This is a genomic window from Microbacterium sp. Leaf151, from assembly GCF_001424225.1.
Classification (GTDB): Bacteria; Actinomycetota; Actinomycetes; order Actinomycetales; family Microbacteriaceae; genus Microbacterium.
In genome coordinates this window covers 222036-240315 of the sequence record NZ_LMOR01000002.1, presented here as the reverse complement: position 1 = coordinate 240315, position 18280 = coordinate 222036, and the positions used below count along the sequence as shown (strand labels likewise).

Sequence of the window (18280 nt, the reverse complement as noted above, 5' to 3'; positions counted from 1 at the left end):
GGTCTCTTCGCGCATACAACGCGAAATGCCGCTGACGATCGGTTATCGTAGACACAACAATCCGATGTTCACGTCAACATCGGCCGACTTGAGCAGTCTCGATGAGGAGACCCCCGATGCGAAAACTTCTCCCTCTCGCGGTGAGCGCGGTAACGGTGGCGGTTCTGACGAGCACGTCGGTGCAACCCGTCGCCGCGGCCGTGCCGACCGCCGCCGCCGCCCAGACCACATCGACGACGGTCATCACCCCGAATCCCTGGTACGAACACACCCCTTTCACCGGGTGGGGCACGAGCCTCGCGTGGTTCGCCAACGCGGCGGGGCGCTACGCGCTGTCGGACGATCCGGATGCCAGAAAGCTGGCAGACGACTTCTACAACCTGCTCTTCAGCGACGCTGGACTGGACCTGCAGACGGTCCGCTACAACATCGGCGGGGGCAACGCGTCGGACACCACCGACTACCTCCGGCCGGGGGCCGCCGTCGAGGGGTGGTGGGCTCAAGACCCCACGGGGGAGGCTGGCCTTTACGGCGGATCACCCACGTCGTACGACGCGCGCGGTGAGCTCCTCGACCAGTGGGACCCCGACAACGATGCCAACTACGACTTCACCGCCGACGCGTCGCAGCGGTGGTGGCTGTCGAAGCTTCAAGCCGATCAGCAGGTGAAGAACTGGGAGTTCTTCTCGAACTCTGCACCGTACTTCCTCACCAATTCCGGGTACGTCTCGGGCCACTGGCGAGGGAGCTCCGACGACCAGCTCGCGGGAGACGGCACCGAGACCGGGTCGACCACGAACGCGACCGAGAAGTTCGCGAAATACATCGCCCGCGTGACCAAATACCTCTCCGACGAGTACGGCATCACCCCCGACACGGTCGAACCACTGAATGAGCCGAACGACTGCCCCAACTGTTGGGCGACCGACGGAACCACCGACAGCCCGAAGGCGCGTCAGGAGGGCATGTCGGTCAAGCCCGACCAGCAAGCGCGGCTCATCCGCGATCTGCGCGAAGCGCTCGACGCTCAGGGGTTGACCACCCGCGAGGGCAAGAACCGCGTCTCGGCCATGGATGCCTCCAGCTCGCAGACGTTCTCCTCCGACTACCTCGGCTCCGACAACGGCGGTAATGGGTACAAGCAGAACGTCGACATCTGGCGCGACGCGCTCGGTCAGATCAACACCCACGGATACGGCGACCAGAGCCGCGCCGCCTGGATCCGCGACATCGCCAAGAGCTTCGACAAGCCACTGATGCAGAGCGAGTTCGAAGGCGACTACTCCGGCACCGGATACGACCCCTACGACTTCACCAACGCGATCAACTTCGCCGATCGCATGAACTATCAGATGGCCCACTACGAGCCGAACTCGTGGGTTCTGTGGCAGCCCGTCGAGGACTACTACAACATGGAACAGCCGCCGTCGACGGGAGGCGAGAACCTGAACTGGGGCTCGATCTTCATCGACTTCGATTGCCAGACCTTCACGCGCGCCGACGGGTCGACGGTGTTCGCTTCGGAACGTCGCGTCGACCGTCTCTACGGCGGCGTCGACGCCAACGGCCACGTGCGCGCCGACGTCCCCGCCTGCGAGCTCGCCACGAACTCGAAGTTCAACATGTTGAAGAACTACACGCACTTCATCCAGGCCGGCGACTCGGTCATCGCCACCGACTCCCTCAAAGCCACGGCAGCGATTCGACCCACCGACAAGAGCCTGCGGGTGGTCTACACCAACAGCGACTCGGCGAGCACCACGGTGAAGCTCGATCTCCGCGGCTTCGGCGACATCGCCCGCGGCGCGACCGTGCAGAAGTTCGTGACCACTCAGGCTCCGTCCGACGGTTCGACCACCGCGAACACGCTGGTGCACGACAGTGCACAAGATGTCGCCGTCGACGCGGGCACCCGCAGCGCGACGCTCGAGGTCCCCGCCCGCTCGGTCACGACCTTCGTCGTGACCGGCGTGTCCGGTGTCTCGGCCGACGCTGCGTCCGCCATCGACGGGCACACCTACCAGCTCGTCGGGCAGGGCTCGGGCAAGCCGATCGCCGCGCGCGCCGCCGGCTCGGCGATCGCGATCGATTCGACAGCAGCCGCGTCGGCACAGAAATGGACCTTCACGGCCGTGGCCGCGGCATCCACTCGACCGACGGACCGCGCCTACGTGCTCAGCAGCAGCGACGGGGCAGTTCTCGTCGGCGACTCCTCGGGTGTCCGCACGACCGCGGAGCTCTCGGTCGCGCGGGCGAAAAGCGACCCCTCCGCGATCTGGATCCTGAACACCACCGACGGCACGCACTTCTCCTTGGTCAACAAGGCGGGGGTGCAGGCCCTCGAGGTGCCGGGCGGAGCCACGACCGACGGCACCGCCCTCGCTCTCTGGGATTCCAACAACGGGACCAATCAGGCATGGACCCTGCGCGACCTGGCAGTCTCCTCCGCCACCGCTCTGACCTCCGCGACGCCGGTCGGACGCGCACCCACCCTGCCCGCCACCGCGATTCCCGCCTACCGGTGGGGAAGTGGTCAGCCCGCGCCGGTGTCGTGGCGACTGCCCGACGCCTCCGTGTGGAACACGCCGGGAACCGTCGTCGTCACGGGGTCCGCGACCGACGCGTACGGCACCGCTTTCGACGTCACGTCGACCGTCGAGGTCGGCGAGTTCACGATCACCGACCCCGCCTCGATGACCGTGCCGGTGGGCAGCTCCCTTCAGCGTCTCGTCGCGCAGGCGCCCTCCGTCGTCGATGCGCGCATCGGAGCCTCGGCGACCGTTCACCCGACGGCGGTCACCTGGGACTGGTCTTCCGTCGACCCGAACGCTCTCACGCGGACCGGCGTCGTCACGGTGACGGGTGCCGCGAAGACCCTGTCCGGCTCGACGACCATCCCCGCAACGCTGAACGTCATCGTCGTCACAGCGACCGACGCGAACATCGCGCGACTGCCTGCCACCCGAGTCGACGCGTCCTTCACGGAGAAGGCGCAGTACACCGCCGAGAACACTCGTGACGGCGACCGCGGAACGGTCTGGTCGAACTGGAAGCCCGAGGCCGGCGCAGATCGCGACCCGTGGTTGAGCTACACCTTCGACCGTCCGTACACGCTGAACTCGCTCGACTTCTTCGTCGGCACGGGCTCGAACGGTGCCGCGGAGTCACCGGTGGCCGGCATCGCGGTGCAGTACCTCAGCACGGACGGGAAGTGGACGAACTCCGGGGTCTCGACCACTCAGATCCAGACCACACCCGGAGTACCCACGACGCTCGATCTGTCGAGCCTCCCCCGGACGACCGGTGTGCGCCTGGCGCTGACATACTCCGCGGGCGGGTACTTCACCAAGGTGGGCGAGGTGGAGATCCTCGGTAAGATCGCGGATTCCGCCGACACGGCAACACTCGCCGCACTGCGGCTGGGGGGCACCCCGATCGACGGTTTCTCGCCCGACACGGCGGACTACCGCGTCGCAAAACCCGCCAGCGGATTGCCGAGCGTCGTCGCCATCCCCACCGACCGGGATGCCACGGCGGCCATCACCCCGCCGACGTCCGCATCGCCCGTCGCGACGATCGTGGTGACCGCCGCGAACGCTCGAGCAAGCCGCACCTACACGGTGACCTTCGTCGATGCGCTGGCGCCGGTGAACGTGCAGACGACCGTGACGCCGCGCTGCGTCGCGGGCAAGGTCACCCTCTACGTGGTCTCCAAGAACGCGGACACCGCGACGGCCACGGTGGGATGGACGACCGCGTACGGCTCCAAGAGCGGTGTGGGCATCCAGCCGACGAAATCCAGCTCGGCGTCCTTCACGACCCGGAAGGCATCCATTCCCGCGGGCACCGTGACGGTCTCGGCGACCGCGGACGGGCGCACTCCGCTCAACGCGGCGGTCCCCTTCCCTGCCACCACCTGCGCGAACTGACCCACAGACTAAGGGGGCACCGACCATATGGTCGGTGCCCCCTTGGTCTTAGTGGCCCCAGCGGGATTCTTCCTTCCGCCCCCTCCACACGCCGCTTCGCGGCGCGCGGAGACTCCGGGGGTGGCGCCCAACTCGCTCACGCGGCTCCTCATCCAGCTACGGCACCCTAACGACAAAAAGGCCCCGACCATTCGGTCGGAGCCTCTTGTCGTTGGTGACCCCAGCGGGATTCGAACCCGCGTTACCGCCGTGAGAGGGCAGCGTACTAGGCCGCTATACGATGGGGCCGCGTCACAACCGTTCAAGTATGCATCACGATTGGCGCGCACGCAAAATCGAGGTGGAACCGTCGAAATCTCGGGCGTGTCTCAGCACGGTACCGCGAACCGGGTGCCGACGGAAGAGGCGATAGACGCTGTTCACCCGCAGCGCCAGCGGTTGCCGCGCTCCCCGCAGGAAGAGTTGACTCGGATCATGCGCCTCACGAAGCACGAACACGCCGCCCTCGTCCTCGTCGAATCCGGCCACTCGCTCGTCATCGATCCCGGCAGCTTCACCTCGCCGATCGAGGACCTCGTCGGTCTGGTCGGAATCGTCCTCACACATGAGCATCCCGATCACTGGACGCCCGAGCACCTCACCCGCCTGCTCAAGGCGCACCCCGGAGTCCCGATCTACGGGCCCGAGGGGGTCGCCCACGCCGCCGCGGGGTTCGAGGTGACCGCCGTGCACCCCGGTGACCGGCTCGACCTCGGGCCGTTCCACCTCGAGTTCTCGGGCGGCGAGCACGCCGTGATCCACGAGTCGATCCCGGTGGTCGACAACGTCGGCGTGCTCGTGAATGACGCGTTCTACTACCCCGGTGACTCGTACACCGTCCCCAAGCACGTAAAGGTGACGCTGCTGGCCGCCCCGGTCGGCGCCCCGTGGCTGAAGATCGGCGACGCGATCGACTACGTCCTCACGGTCAAGCCGGAGCGCGTCTTCGCCACCCACGACATGACGCTGTCCGTCGCGGGAAAGCAGATGGGCGACGCGCGCCTGACGTGGGCCGTAGAACAGAACGGCGGCTCGTTCGTCGACCTCAAGCCCGGCGACACCGTAGACGTCTGATCGGCACGTCCTCGGCGGAAGCTCCGTTCCCGCTCCCACCGCGAGTTCCTGGTGCTCCCGCGCAGACACCCCTGCCAGGCCCCGAACGCGGAAACACCGGATGCCACGAGCCCTGGGGGCCCGTGGCATCCGGTGTTCTGATGCGGAGTGCTTACTGCGCGTCGAGGTCGGTCTCGAGAAGGGCGACGAGCTCGTCGAGCGCCTGCTCGGCACCCTCACCCTCGGCCTTGAGCGTCACGACGGTACCGTGGCCGGCGCCGAGACCCATGAGCGACAGAATGCTGCCGGCGTTGAGGTCGGCACCGCCGTCGGCCGAGATCGTGACGGGGATCTTCTTCTCCTGCACGGCCTGCACGAAGAGTTTCGCGGGGCGGGCGTGGAGTCCCGAGCTGCTGGCGATGGTGGCCTGACGTTCTGCCATGGTGAATCCTCTCGATTCGACGGGGGTCTTATGCGGCGACCGTGGCCGCGGGAGCGGTCTCGGCGACGGAGGCATCCTTCGGAGTGCGACCGATGCCCTTGAGGGCGACGACGATGAGCGCCGTCACGACCGTACCCACAATGATCGCGAGCGGGAAACCCCACACCGGGTTGATGGCGAACAGCACGAAGATGCCGCCGTGAGGTGCGTAGGACTGCACGCCGATCAGCATGCTCAACCCACCGGTGATCGCGCCGCCCACCATCGAGGCAGGGATGACGCGCAGCGGGTCGGCCGCGGCGAAGGGAATCGCGCCCTCGGAGATGAACGAGGCACCCAGCAGCCAGGCGGCCGCACCGTTCTCGCGCTCGACCGGGGTGAACCGTCCGCGCGAGAGGACCGTAGAGGCGAGCGCCATCGCGAGCGGGGGCACCATTCCGGCGGCCATGACCGCGGCCATGATCAGGTACGGAGTGGTGTTCGTCTGGGTCGCGGCGGCGAGGCCGGTCGTAGCGAAGACGTAGGCGACCTTGTTGACGGGGCCACCGAGGTCGAAGCACATCATGAGACCGAGGATCACACCGAGCACGATGGCGCCGGCGCCGCTGGCGGCGAGTCCGGTCAGGCCCTCGGTGAGCGCGGCCATGAGCGAGGCGATCGGGCGACCGAGGAAAAGGATCATCAGACCCGAGGCGAAGATCGAGCCGAGGAAGGGAACGATGACCACCGGCATGAGGCCGCGGAGCCAGCGAGGCGCGTTGAAGCGGCCGAGCCACCAGGCGATGAAGCCGGCGAGGAGCCCTCCGATGATGCCGCCGATGAAGCCGGCGTTCATGAGCACGGCCACGGCACCGGCGACGAAACCGGGCGCGATGCCGGGGCGATCGGCGATCGCGTAGGCGATGAAGCCCGCGAGGACGGCGACGAGGAAGCCCATCGACGTCGCGCCGATCATGAACGCGACCGAGCCGAGGTACTGGCCCAGTCCGCCCTCCGGCAGATCCCAGAGGGAGTTCTGGATGATGACGTTGGCCGCGTCGTCGGTCACCCGATAGCCAGCGAGCAGGAACCCGAGGGCGATGAGCAGACCGCCACCGGCGACGAACGGGATCATGTAGCTGACACCGGTCAGAAGCCAGCGCTGGATGCGGCGGCCGACCGACTGCTGGGCGACCGGCACGTCGGAGGCGGATGCCGCGGCGCCGCTGCCGGGAACTCGGGCGGCGTTCGGGTTCTCGCTGGCGGCGAGAGCCTCGGCGATGAGCTGCTTCGGCTGCTCGATACCGCGCTTGACGCCGGAGCGGACGACCGGCTTGCCGGCGAAGCGCTGAGGTTCGCGCACGTCGACGTCGACCGCGAAGATCACGGCGTCGGCCTCGTCGATGACGCTCTGCGGCAGGGCCTTGTAGCCGCTGGAGCCCTGCGGCTCGACGATCAGCTCGACGCCGTCGGCTTCGGCGCCGGCCGCTGTGAGCGCGTCGGCGGCCATGAAGGTGTGGGCGATGCCGGTGGCGCAGGCGGTGACGGCGACGATCTTCTTCGTCTTGGTGGCGGTGCGGGCGTCGGCGCGGGTGGCGGCGGGCACGGCGGCGGCGGCGGGGGCAGCAGCAGCGGGCTCGGGCGCCGGCGTGATGGCATCCGTGATGATGCGCACCGCGTCTGCGGGCGCCTGCGCGGCACGAAGGCCCGACATGAAGTCGTTCTTCATGAGGCTGCGGGCGAGCTGCGACAGCACCGACAGGTGGGCCTCGTCGGCACCCGAGGGGGCGGCGATGAGGAACACGATGTCGGCGGGACCGTCCGGAGCGCCGAAGTCCACGCCCGGGGTCAGGCGTGCGAAGGCGAGCGTGGGCTCGGTGACCGAGGCGCTGCGCGCGTGCGGGATGCCGATGCCGCCGGGCAGGCCGGTCTCATCCTTCTGCTCTCGGGCCCATGCGTCGTCGAACAGTTCTTGAGCGCTCGTCGCGCGGCCCTGCGCGACGACGCGCTCGGCGAGGGCGCGGATCACCGACTGCTTGTCGGTACCCAGGGGCACGTCGAGTGTGACGAGCTCCGGCGTGATGATGTCGGACATTGTCGATGACCTCCGTGGTCAGGATGTAGCGATGGGGGTGGCGAAGTCGGTGACGACGATGGATGCGGTGGGCAAGTCGTCGGGTGTCGGGGCCTGGGTCCCCGGCAGGGTCGCGGCCGCGGCGCCGTAGGCGATGCTGCGCGCGAGGCGGTCGGGGGCCGTGGCCCCCTCGAGGTCGGCCAGCAGGTAGCCGGCGAGCGAGCTGTCACCCGCGCCGACAGTGCTGGCGACCTGGATCTTGGGGGCGCGTCCGCGCCAGTCGCCGTCAGCCGTGAACAGCAGGGCGCCGTCGGCTCCGAGGGTGACGAGAGCGGATGCCACGCGGCCGGGCACCAGGGCCCGGGCGCGCCGAGCGGCTTCCGCGAGGACGTCGGCGTCGGACGCCGCGTCTTCGCCCACGAGTTCGGCGAGTTCTTCGTGGTTGGGCTTGATCAGGTCGGGGCGAGCGGTCTCGACGACGGCGGCGAGAGCGGCACCCGACGCGTCGACCGCTATACGGGGAGCTGCCGCCCCCCAGCGTGCGCGGACGGCACCGACCAGATCGGCGTAGAACGTCGCAGGAACGCCCGGCGGCAGGGAGCCGGCCAGCACGAGCCAGGTGGCTCCCTCGGCCGCGGCGACGACTCCGGCGACGAGCGCCTCGGCCTCGGCGGCCGTGAGTTCGGCGCCCGGCAGGTTCAGCTTGGTGGTCTCGCCCGACGGATCGGTGATGGTGAGGTTGGCGCGTGCACGGCCGGCGACCTCGACGGTCTGCAGGGCGATGCCGGTGTCTTCCAGCAGCATCCGGTACGGATCGTGCGCGTTCACGGGCACGACGGCACGTGCGGGAGCGCCCGCGGCGGACACGACACGGGCGACGTTGACACCCTTGCCGCCCGCGTCTTCACGGGACGACAGGGCGCGCTGCACTTCGCCGGGGGCGAGGGCGTCCGAGAGCACGACGGCGCGGTCGGCCGATGGGTTGGCGGTGACGGTGACGATCATGCGACACGCACCTCGACGTCGGCGTCGGCGAGGGCTTCCGCCAGGGCTGCGGGCGGGGCCGCATCGGTGACGAGAACGTCGATCTCGTCGAGTCGGGCGAAGCGCACGAGCAGTTCCTCTCCGAATTTGGCCGCGTCGGCCACGAGGACGACGCGACGAGCCGACTGGATGATGGCGGCTTTGACGGCCGCCTCCTCGGGGTCGGGGGTGCTCAGGCCGAAGCCGGCGCTGAGTCCGTTGGTGCCCACGAAGGCGATGTCGGGGCGCAGCTGCGCGATGGCACCGACGGTGTGCGCACCGACCGCGGCCGCGGTGACGCCGCGCACGCGGCCGCCGATCGTGGTGAGCGAAAGCTGCTCCTCGCCCGCGAGCAGATGCGCCGCTTCGAGGGAGTGCGTGACGACCTCGACGCCGCCGCCCGTTCCGAGCGTCTCGGGCAGCATCGCCGCCACGGCGGCGGGGGTGGTGCCGCCGTCGAAAAAGATCGAGCCGCGGAATGACGCGCCGAGCAGGCTCGCGGCTTCGGCGGCGATCGCGCGCTTGGCATCGCCCTGACGGTCGCGACGCTCGGTGAGCGTCGACTCGGCGGTGCTCGCCCGATCGGTGCTGACCGCACCGCCGTGCACGCGGCGCAGCGAGCCGGTGCCCTCGAGGCGGTCGAGATCGCGTCGGACGGTCTCGGTCGTGACGTCGAAGCGGCGGGCGAGGTCGACGACGCTGACGCGTCCGACGTCTCGCAGTTCGCGCTCGATGAGCTGCTGGCGCTCCATTGCGTACACGGGATCCCCTTCGAAGATTCCCACACGATACAACACGAAACCACACAGAGCAACAGTCGCGCGAAGATCGGCCGGCGGTGGTCGAGGACGACCTCTCCGCTCCGCGCGGCGCGGGAGGGCGACCCCTGCACCGAATAGGGGGATCGCCGACCATCCCCGGGCGCTGGGCAGGTAGGCGAGCCGTCCCTGGCGCGCTGGTCGGATAGGTGCGAGCCATCCCCCGGGCGCAGGGCGGGTAGGCGAGCCGTCCCCCGGGCGCGCTGGACGGGTAGGTGAGCAGTCCCGGCATGGCGAGCGCGGCGAAGAAACTTCACCCTCGCGGCGAGACGCCGTTCCGACCGACGGCGCCGCCCTCCTAAGGTGCACGCGACGTCAGGGTTCAGGGCGCCATGTCGGCGGTCGGCACGCCGCGTCAGCGGTCAGCACGCCACGCCACGTCGGCGGTCGACACGCCGCGTCAGTGGTCAGCACGCCGCGCACGCCGCGCCGGCGGTCAGTACTCGGAAACCGTGATCGTGAACGAGACCGTGGCGCCGTCGGGACCCGTGACGGTGGCCGCGGTGGTGCCCACCTCACGCACGATGAATCCGGGCCGGAAGACGGCACCCTCCGACGGTCCGCCGGCGGAGAACTCCGCGACGGCGACGTCTGCGGTCGTCCCTCTCCACTCCGCTTCGCTGCCCTCGGGCACGGCGAGCACGAGTGAGGTGCCCCGGATGACACGGACGTCTGTGCCCTCGAGGTCGTCCGGCGCGACGGTGGTCGGCGGCAGCATCTGATCCATCCCGGAGGGCGACGGAGCGGTCGACGCCGCCGGATCCGCGGTCGATGGGCCCCCGGATGCCGTCGGGGTGCAGCCGGCGATCAGCAACGGCAGGGCCGCAGCCAGGACGACGATGCTGATGCGCTTCACGAGGACCTCCTTCCGGGATGCTATCCCGCCGCATTGCCACCGCGCGGAGGTGGAGCCGTGTCGTCCGCTCCCCCGTGCTCAGTCGCCGTCGGCCGCCTCAACGGAATGGCCCAACGGGATCGCGATCGAGGTCGTGGAGTCGTTGCCGATCCCGAGCAGACCGGTCGGCGACGCAATCGGACGATCGTCATCGGGCAGCAGCTCGGCTTTCGTGCGCGGGCGCGCAGGCTCCCCCGGTAGGCCCGCCCACTCGCTCGGTTCCTCTGGTCGCTGTACGAAGAGTCCCATGCGTCCATTGTCGCCCCGGTGGGTGTTCTCGGACGGGCCGGGGTTCGATCGGTGACCGCGGTACGCCGCGCTGCTGAGGGCTCGGTCACTGCGCGCGGGGGCCCGCGGCGCACGACGCCCGCCCTTCCCCGCGGGGCCGGGATCAGTTGCCCCGCCCCGGCGGCCGTGCTTCGATGAGCGCAGTCCTGGGGGATCGGGGAGCGCCGCGCCTGATCATTCTGTTGCGGCGCCGGTTCCGGTGGTCGTAGACAGTCGTGTGTCGCTGCTCCATGGGGGCTTGGGGTGGTGTCGCGCGGGCCGGGCACTGACGACGACCCGCGTGCGAGCGCGGTCTACAGGGGGTGAATCATCGTGTCCATTCATCGCGCCAGAAAATCGCTGGCCTGTGCTCTATCGCTCGTCGTGGCGATCGGACTGGTCGGGGGGACCGCCGCGAACGCCGCGGCGAACCCCGTCGATCAGGACTCATCCACCACGGCCGGACGCTGGCACACACCGGAGGAGCGGGAACAGTCGCCGGCAGAGCGTTCGGCACCGGTCTCACCGAATCGTCTGTTTTCGGCTGCCGCGGCGCCCGCCAACGACATGCTCGCGAATGCGACGAAGGTGTCGTCGCTGCCGTTCCAAACCAGCGGGCAGCCGTATGTCGGCGCCACCCTGGAGGCGGGTGAGCCGGCGACATGCCGGACAACGGATCCTGACTCGACTGAGTACTTCACGCACGGCGATCGTTCTATCTGGTATCCCTTCACCTCGCCGGTCACTCAGACCCTGTCGTTTGGTGGCGAGGTCGGCTCGGCGTACAGCATGGTCATCGCCTATGCCGCCGCAGGGATGAGTGATCTCACCCGCATCAGCTGCACAGAAGGTGGCTTCCGAGACGAGAACCACCTCCAGGCGCAGGCCGGAGTCACCTACCTCTTCCAGGTGACCGACGACATCTCGTCCGAGACCTCGCCGGGAACGGCGTCGCTGTGGATCCGCGGAAGTGCACCGATCTCGAACCTCTCCCCCTCGACCGCCACTTCCGTATCGGCGCCGAGCACGGTAGCCGGGTCGATCTCGAAGGTGGACAACAACTGGTACACCCCGTATACCGGGCGGTGCGACGGCGGTTTCGCCACGATGTTGGGGACGCGTTGGTACAAATACGTCGCGACCAGTACGACCGGAGTCCGAGTCGACCTCCGCGACAGCTATCACGCCGCGGATGCCGTCGTATGGGCAACAGACGGCACAACTCCCACATCACGCCTATCCTGCTCGGGGCAACAGGAGAGCAACGACAGCTTTGGACCTGGCCCGTACGACGAGTCGAAGGCGTTCGTCGACTTCGCCGTCGAACCCGGCAAGACCTACTTCATCCAGGTCGGCGGCTGGAACTTCAGCGTCGGCGACTACGTGATGAAACTCAGCACCTACCAACTCCCCCTCCTCACCCTCATGCCGACCCCGAAGATCACCGGCACCGCCCAGGTGGGCTCCACGCTCACGGCGAACCCGGGAACCTGGGACGAGGGCACCACCCTCACCTACCAGTGGATGCGAGGCGGCGGCACCTACATCTCCGGGGCGAAGTCATCGACCTACACGGTCAGCCCCGCCGATGCGGGGGCGCAGATCACCGTCGCGGTCACCGCGAGCAAGCCCGGCTACTCCGGGGCACGCAAGACCAGCGCACCGACGGCCGTCGTCGCCAAGGGCGTGCTCACCTCGGCCACCCCGACGCTCAGCGGGGCGCCGGCCGTCGGCAAGACGGTGACCGTCGCGCCGGGTGCATGGGGACCGTCCCCCGTGACGTTCACCTATCAGTGGCTTCGCGGCGGTGCGTCGATCTCGGGCGCCACGTCGGCGAGCTACACCCCCGTCGCCGCCGATGTCGGAACCCGACTGTCGGTCGCAGTGACGGGCACGAAGAGCGGTTACACCTCGAAGGCATCGACCAGCACGTCGGCCGTGGTCGCGAACGGCACCCTGACCGGGGCCAAGCCCACCATCACGGGAACGACGAAGGTGGGGTCCACGCTGACCGCGAAAGCCGGCACGTGGGCGCCCGCGCCGGTGACCCTCAGCCACCAGTGGCTGCGGAACGGCGTGGCGATCTCCGGCGCCACCGCCAGCATGTGCAAGCTCACCTCTGCAGATAAGGGCAAGCGCATCACCGTCCGGGTCACCGGTACCAAGGCGGGCTACACCACCCTGCCTCAGACCAGCACCGCCACCGCCGCCATCGGGTGATCGGCCGCGCGTCCGTCGCCTCCGCGGATGACGCGGGGGCGACGGGCGTGGTACTACCCCACAGGGCGCGCGGACGCCGGCCGGAACGTCCGGGCTTGCGCCGCCACCCCCGGTGCGGGTGAACTTGACGGATGTCCACGGAAACCACCGCGTCTTCCCCGGCCGACTCCGGCAAGCTCAAGCGCGTCGTCACGGGACCGCTGCTCTTCGCCTTCATCGTCGGCGACACGCTCGGCGCCGGCATCTACACGCTCGTCGGTTCGATGGCGACCGACGTCGGCGGGGTGATCTGGCTCCCGCTGCTCATCGCGCTCGTCGTGGCGCTGCTGACGGCCGGCACGTATGCCGAGCTCATCACGAAGTACCCCCACGCCGGTGGTGCCGCCCGATACGCCGAGCGGGCCTTCGGCATCCCGTACGTCTCGTTCCTGGTCGGCTTCCTCATGATGGCCTCCGGCATCACGACGGCGGCGTCGCTGGCGAACGCCTTCGCCGGCGACTATCTCGCTGCGCTGGTGGACATCCCGCCCATCCCCACCGCGATCGCGTTCATCACAATCCTCACGCTCATCAACCTGCGCGGTGTTCGCGAGTCGCTCGGGGCGAACCTGGTGGCATCCGTGATCGAGGTCACCGGTCTCGTCATCGTCATCGTGGTAGCCGCGATGGTCTTCGGCAGCGGAGGGGGCGAACCGGCGCGCATCTTCGAGTTCGCGCCCGACGTGCCCCCGCTGCAGGGCGCCTTCGCCGCCTCGGTCATCGCGTTCTTCTCGTTCCTCGGGTTCGAAGCGGCGGCGAACATGGCAGAGGAGGTCAAGAACCCGTCGCGCACGTACCCGCGCGCCCTGTTCGGGGCGATCGCCACCGCGGCGGTGGTGTACCTGCTCATCGCCCTCGGCGCCGTGATCGTCCTGCCGCCCGCACAATTGGCCGAGTCCACCGGACCGTTGCTCGACGTGGTCGCCGCCAGCGGTGTCGCGATCCCGGCGTGGTTGTTCGGCACGATCGCGCTCGTCGCGATCGCCAACGGCGCACTGCTGTTCATGGTCATGGCCAGCCGCGTCGGATTCGGACTCGCCGAGTCGGGCCTGCTCCCCCACGCCTTCTCGCGCGTGTTGCCGCGGCGCCGCACGCCGTGGGTCTCGATCGTGGTGGTGGGCGCCGCGACGATCGCCCTCTCGTTCGTCGGCGACGTCGCCACCCTGGCCGAGACGACGGTTCTGCTGCTGCTCCTGGTGTTCCTCGCGGCGAACGTCAGCGTGCTGGTGCTGAAGAAAGACGAGGTGGCGCACGAGCACTTCCGCGTCCCCCGCGTCGTCCCCGTGCTGGCGATCATCGCGAGCATCGTGCTGCTCACGCAGCAGACGGGCATCGTCTGGCTCGGCGCGCTCGGTTACATCGCGGTCGGATCGGTGCTGTTCCTGGTTGCGCGGGCGGGGCGTTGGCGTGCCGAGCGCCGCGCCGCGTCGCATTGAGCGGGATGCCGCACGAAATCGATTCAGAAGGGCGTCAACGGGATGCCGCGGGGGTCGGCCCACTGCGCGGAGTCCCGCGTTACAGTGGGCCGCGATCCGCACACCACCGAACCGGACGGGCCGGGATGCCGTCGGGGCGCCCCGGTCAGCGGGAGAGGACGTAGACCAGCTCGAGCGCACCCGCCGCCGTCACCGTCACTTCGCCGCCGATGTCGACGCCGGCGGAGGTCACCGTGGGGAGGCTCATCGTCGTCGCGACGCCCTCTCTCCGCGCCGCTGCGCCGACCTGGTCTTCGAGGGTCGCGATATCGGCATCCGACCATCCCCATTCCCCCGCGCGCCCGCGGAGATCAGCGGAGATGCCCGTCCATGAGCCCGAGGATGCCGACACGACGGCGACCCGGGCGAGCACACCGTCCGTCGTGTCGAGGGAAAATCGCATCACTCCGCTGAAGCGGAGGTCGCCATCGCTACCCCGCACCTCGACGGGAAGGGGAACGAGCGTCTCGACGGTCGTGGAGCCGTCCCCGGGGAGGCCGAGAGCGGCGGCCGGGGCCGGCGCGCCCAGATCGATGGTCACCAGACCCTGTCGATTGAAGAAGTCCTGGCCCGCCTGGTCGAACCGCGACTGGCCGTCGGGGAGCTGTTGGTCGGCCGACGCGACGGGTGTCTCCTCCGTCCACCACGAGTTCGTCATGGCGTACGCACCCAGGCCCACCACCGCGCAGACGATTGCGGCGATCCCCAGCGTGATCGCGGTCAGCAGGCGGTTCTTGCGCCTCGCTCGCGCGCTCGGCGACTCGCGCGGGGGCGACGGGGCGGTGGACGTCATGCGTCCTGCCTAACACGACGCGGCGCGCGCCGCCACCCGGGCGGAACGGGGCCGCCGTCCTGAAGGAAGAGCCGTGGGCGCGCAGAAGAAGGCCCCGAAGGAGACCTCGCCAGTGGCGGTCGCTCGCCGGCGAGAGCCGCCAAAAATCAGAACCTCCCCCGGACGATTTCCGAAGGAGGGAGAGATTCTCGTGCGCGTACAGCTACTGAGACTTGCTGGGGTACCTGGACTCGAACCAAGAACAACGGAACCAGAAACCGCCGTGTTGCCAATTACACCATACCCCAAGGCGCTGAGCCGGAACTCGTGCCGAGGGACAAGCTTACGTGAGATGCCGGGGTGAGCAAAATCGGGGCCCGTCCGTGCGCGTCACGCCAAGCCGGATCTCGCTGGGACGCGCGATACCCGCAGCTTGCTCGGCAGGGTCTGCGAGGGTCGCGCGCTGCTGCGAGGATCGCGTGCGCCCGGCCGATAGTCGCATGCGCCCCGCCGAGCGTCGTGTGCGCACGACCCAGCCTCGTGTGCGCACGACCCAGCTCGTGTGCGCCCGACCCAGCTCGTAAGCGCCCGACCCAGCCTCGCACGCGCCCGACCGAGCGTCGCGTGCGCCCGACCCAGCGTCGCACGCCGCCGACCCAGCGTCGCACGCGCCTGACCGAGCGCCGTCGCGTCCGCTCCGCCCACGCACGGCCCGCTCAAACACCGCGATCCTCGCAGCCTCCGGTCGGGATTCTGCGAGGACCCGGCTCAGCCCAGGTGGGCCACCAGTGCGTTGAGTCGTCGCAGCGTCTCGTCCTTGCCGAGCAGCTCCATCGACTCGAACAGCGGCGGCGACACCCGGCGACCGGTCAGCGCGACGCGGGGCGGGCCGTAGGCGACGCGGGGCTTGAGACCCATCTCGTCGACGAGAGCCGTCGACAGGGCTTCCTGCACACCGTCGGCGGTGAAGTCGTCAACACCTTCCAGGGCGCGGACGGATGCCGTGAGCACCTCGGCCGCGTTCGCCGGGAGCCCCTTCATCGCGTCGTCGGCGTACTCCACGTCGGAGACGAAAAGGAATCCGAGCATGCCCGGCACCTCGCCCAGCAACTGCACGCGCTCCTGCACGAGGGGGGCCGCCTGGGCGATGATCGCACGGTGCTCGGCCGACGGCTCTTCGGCGATGAACCCGGCGCCCGAGAGGTAGGGGACGATCCGGGCGGCGAAGTCGTCGGCATCCAGCAGGCGGATGTGGTCGCCGTTGATCGCCTCGGCCTTCTTCTGGTCGAAGCGGGCGGGGTTGGGGTTGACGTCGGAGATGTCGAACGCGGCGATCATCTCGTCGAGCGAGAACACGTCGCGGTCGCTCGCGAGCGACCAGCCGAGGAGCGAGAGGTAGTTCAGCAGCCCCTCGTGAATGAAGCCCTTCTCGCGCTGCAGGAAGAGGTCGGCCTGCGGGTCGCGCTTGGAAAGTTTCTTGTTCCCCGTCTCGCCCAGCACCAGCGGCATGTGACCGAAGCGCGGGATGAAGGTCGTCACCCCGGCATCCACCAGGGCCGAGTACAACGCGAGCTGCCGGGCCGTGGAGGGCATGAGGTCTTCGCCGCGGATGACGTGGGTGATGCCCATGAGCGCGTCATCGACCGGGTTCACGAACGGGTAGAGGGGCACTCCGCCGGCGCGCACGAGCACGAAGTCGGGGAAGGAGCCGGCCGGGAAGGTGACCTCGCCGCGAATCAGGTCGTCGTAGCTCAGGTCGTGGTCGGGAACGCGCAGGCGCCATGCGGGCTGCCGGCCCTCGGCGCGGAAGGCGGCCTTCTGCTCGTCGGTCAGCTCGCGGTCGTGGTTGTCGTAGCCGAGCTGCTTCGCGCGTCCGTTCGCCTCGTTGCGGGCGTCGATCTCTTCGGCGGTCGAGTAGCTCTCGTACACCGCTCCCGCAGCGACGAGCTCGTCGAGCACCTCGCGGTACAGCTCGTGGCGCTGCGACTGGCGGTAGGGCGCGTGGGGGCCGCCGACCTCGACGCCCTCGTCCCAGTCGATTTTCATCCACCGCAGCGCGTCGAGCAGCTGCTGATAGCTCTCTTCACTGTCGCGAGCGGCGTCGGTGTCTTCGATACGGAAGACGAGTTTGCCGCCGTTGTGCCGGGCGTAGGCCCAGTTGAACAGGACGGTGCGGATGAGACCTACGTGCGGCAGGCCCGTCGGAGACGGGCAGAAGCGGACGCGAACGTCGGCGCCGGAGGCGGTCGTGGTGCGGGGATCGGGCGTGGCAGACATCCCCTTGATCCTACCGGCGGCGCGCTGCGCGCCCCGAGGGGTGGGGATAGTCGGCGAGCACGTCGGTCACGGCGTCGAGGGCCACTCCCACCGCCGGCACGTTCTCGGCCCCGCGGGCGGTGACGACGTGCAGGGTCCGAGCCTCGGCATCCGGCAGGCGGGGCACGGCGATGCCCGACAGCAGGGGCATGGATGCCACGGCCATGCGCGGCAGGATGGCCACGCCCACGCCCTGCGCGACGAGGTTCTCGACCGCGATGTAGTTGTCGGTCTCGAACGCGATGTCGGGTACGAACCCGGCGCGCGCGCACGCCTCGAGCAGGTGGCCGCGGCACTGCGGGCATCCGGCGATCCACCTCTCCCCCGCCAGGCGCGACAGGTCGATCGGGCCTTCGGCGGCCGGGTGGTCGACGGGGAGCACGAGCACCGTGTCATCGCCGCCGACCGTGCGAATGGCGAGTCCCGTGGCCGCGAGGTCGAGCTCGCGGCGGTCTCCGGGGTAGCTGTAGGTGAGGGCGATGTCGGCGCGGTCCTCGCGCACGGCGACGATGGCCTCGGGGGGCTCGGCCTCGACGAAGCTGATCGACACGCCGGGCCGGCGCGCCGTCATTGCCGCGATCACGCGCGGCACGACCGTCGACGACGCCGAGGGGAAGGCAGCGATGCGCACACGTCCCGCGCGGAGTCCCCGGAGTTCGGCGAGGTCGCCCGCCGCGGCATCCAATGCCGTCGTCACCGCCGCGGCGTGCCGCGCGAGAACCCGGCCGGCTTCGGTCAGGCGCACGCCCCGGCCGACGCGCTCGACGATGGGCATGCCCGCGCGGCGTTCCAGGCGGCGCAGCTGTTGGCTCACGGCGGGCTGGCTGTAGCCGAGCAGACGAGCCGCGGCCGTGATCGACCCCGCGTCGGAGATCGCCTTCACGACTCGCAGGGAGTGGGCGTCGAGGTCGTCGTCGGCATCCGTCACCCCGATACATA

The 18280-nt window shown here is 69.4% G+C and carries 13 protein-coding genes and 2 tRNA genes; 4 read left to right on the top strand and 11 right to left on the bottom strand.

Features of this window, described 5'->3' with window-relative positions; translation table 11 throughout:
* Positions 1-116 precede the first annotated feature (116 nt).
* A complete protein-coding gene (locus ASF76_RS05180; RefSeq protein ID WP_055954019.1) occupies positions 117-3929 on the top strand; it encodes an RICIN domain-containing protein in 3813 nt (1270 codons plus the stop codon).
* A gap of 212 nt (positions 3930-4141) precedes the next feature.
* On the opposite strand, the gene ASF76_RS05175 is transcribed toward ASF76_RS05180, so the two are convergent.
* Positions 4142-4217 (bottom strand) — tRNA-Glu (locus tag ASF76_RS05175).
* 186 nt (positions 4218-4403) lie between these two features.
* Between ASF76_RS05175 and ASF76_RS05170 the strand changes: the two genes are divergently transcribed.
* On the top strand, positions 4404-5042 hold the full coding sequence (locus tag ASF76_RS05170; protein ID WP_055954017.1) for an MBL fold metallo-hydrolase: 639 nt from the start codon (positions 4404-4406) through the stop codon (positions 5040-5042).
* A 151-nt stretch (positions 5043-5193) separates the two neighbouring features.
* Here the strand turns inward: ASF76_RS05170 and ASF76_RS05165 are convergent, their stop codons facing one another.
* The 6 genes from ASF76_RS05165 to ASF76_RS05140 all read right to left on the bottom strand — a co-directional run bounded on the left by ASF76_RS05165 (position 5194) and on the right by ASF76_RS05140 (position 10501).
* The gene (locus ASF76_RS05165; protein WP_055954014.1) at positions 5194-5463 is read right to left on the bottom strand and encodes an HPr family phosphocarrier protein; all 270 of its coding nucleotides are present in this window, start codon (positions 5461-5463) and stop codon (positions 5194-5196) included.
* Positions 5464-5491: 28 nt separating this feature from the next.
* On the bottom strand, positions 5492-7537 hold the full coding sequence (locus ASF76_RS05160) for a PTS fructose transporter subunit IIABC (RefSeq protein ID WP_055954011.1): 2046 nt from the start codon (positions 7535-7537) through the stop codon (positions 5492-5494).
* A gap of 18 nt (positions 7538-7555) precedes the next feature.
* Positions 7556-8521 (bottom strand): 1-phosphofructokinase family hexose kinase, encoded by a 966-nt coding sequence (locus ASF76_RS05155; RefSeq protein WP_055954007.1) that lies wholly within the window; start codon positions 8519-8521, stop codon positions 7556-7558.
* A complete protein-coding gene (locus tag ASF76_RS05150; RefSeq protein WP_055955335.1) occupies positions 8518-9300 on the bottom strand; it encodes a DeoR/GlpR family DNA-binding transcription regulator in 783 nt (260 codons plus the stop codon). The genes ASF76_RS05155 and ASF76_RS05150 overlap by 4 nt, the downstream gene beginning before the upstream one ends.
* 493 nt (positions 9301-9793) lie before the next feature.
* Entirely contained in the window at positions 9794-10213 is a 420-nt protein-coding gene (locus ASF76_RS05145; protein ID WP_055954004.1) for a hypothetical protein, read from the bottom strand.
* Positions 10214-10291: 78 nt separating this feature from the next.
* Positions 10292-10501, bottom strand: coding sequence for a hypothetical protein (locus tag ASF76_RS05140; protein WP_055954001.1), 210 nt, complete (start codon positions 10499-10501; stop codon positions 10292-10294).
* 351 nt (positions 10502-10852) lie between these two features.
* Here ASF76_RS05140 and ASF76_RS17010 point away from each other — a divergent pair, with 351 nt between their 5' ends.
* Together ASF76_RS17010 and ASF76_RS05130 are read left to right on the top strand one after the other, a co-directional pair.
* A complete protein-coding gene (locus ASF76_RS17010; protein ID WP_156459152.1) occupies positions 10853-12739 on the top strand; it encodes a hypothetical protein in 1887 nt (628 codons plus the stop codon).
* A gap of 131 nt (positions 12740-12870) precedes the next feature.
* On the top strand, positions 12871-14214 hold the full coding sequence (locus tag ASF76_RS05130; protein ID WP_055953994.1) for an APC family permease: 1344 nt from the start codon (positions 12871-12873) through the stop codon (positions 14212-14214).
* A 145-nt stretch (positions 14215-14359) separates the two neighbouring features.
* Here the strand turns inward: ASF76_RS05130 and ASF76_RS05125 are convergent, their stop codons facing one another.
* The 4 genes from ASF76_RS05125 to ASF76_RS05110 form a co-directional block, all read right to left on the bottom strand.
* Positions 14360-15046, bottom strand: coding sequence for a hypothetical protein (locus ASF76_RS05125; RefSeq protein WP_055953991.1), 687 nt, complete (start codon positions 15044-15046; stop codon positions 14360-14362).
* Between the two features lie 215 nt (positions 15047-15261).
* Positions 15262-15333 (bottom strand) — tRNA-Gln (locus tag ASF76_RS05120).
* A gap of 460 nt (positions 15334-15793) precedes the next feature.
* Positions 15794-17302 (bottom strand): glutamate--tRNA ligase, encoded by a 1509-nt coding sequence (gene gltX / locus ASF76_RS05115; protein ID WP_055953987.1) that lies wholly within the window; start codon positions 17300-17302, stop codon positions 15794-15796.
* A 10-nt stretch (positions 17303-17312) separates the two neighbouring features.
* Positions 17313-18269, bottom strand: coding sequence for a LysR family transcriptional regulator (locus ASF76_RS05110; RefSeq protein ID WP_055953982.1), 957 nt, complete (start codon positions 18267-18269; stop codon positions 17313-17315).
* Between the last annotated feature and the right edge of the window lie 11 nt (positions 18270-18280).

Excerpts from the sequence above, each read along its gene's own strand:
- ASF76_RS05180 (WP_055954019.1), top strand. The coding sequence starts at position 117 with ATGCGAAAACTTCTCCCTCTCGCGGTGAGCGCGGTAACGGTGGCGGTT.
- ASF76_RS05170 (WP_055954017.1), top strand. The coding sequence starts at position 4,404 with ATGCGCCTCACGAAGCACGAACACGCCGCCCTCGTCCTCGTCGAATCC.
- ASF76_RS05165 (WP_055954014.1), bottom strand. The coding sequence starts at position 5,463 with ATGGCAGAACGTCAGGCCACCATCGCCAGCAGCTCGGGACTCCACGCC.
- ASF76_RS05160 (WP_055954011.1), bottom strand. The coding sequence starts at position 7,537 with ATGTCCGACATCATCACGCCGGAGCTCGTCACACTCGACGTGCCCCTG.
- ASF76_RS05155 (WP_055954007.1), bottom strand. The coding sequence starts at position 8,521 with ATGATCGTCACCGTCACCGCCAACCCATCGGCCGACCGCGCCGTCGTG.
- ASF76_RS05140 (WP_055954001.1), bottom strand. The coding sequence starts at position 10,501 with ATGGGACTCTTCGTACAGCGACCAGAGGAACCGAGCGAGTGGGCGGGC.
- ASF76_RS05130 (WP_055953994.1), top strand. The coding sequence starts at position 12,871 with ATGTCCACGGAAACCACCGCGTCTTCCCCGGCCGACTCCGGCAAGCTC.
- ASF76_RS05125 (WP_055953991.1), bottom strand. The coding sequence starts at position 15,046 with ATGACGTCCACCGCCCCGTCGCCCCCGCGCGAGTCGCCGAGCGCGCGA.
- gltX (WP_055953987.1), bottom strand. The coding sequence starts at position 17,302 with ATGTCTGCCACGCCCGATCCCCGCACCACGACCGCCTCCGGCGCCGAC.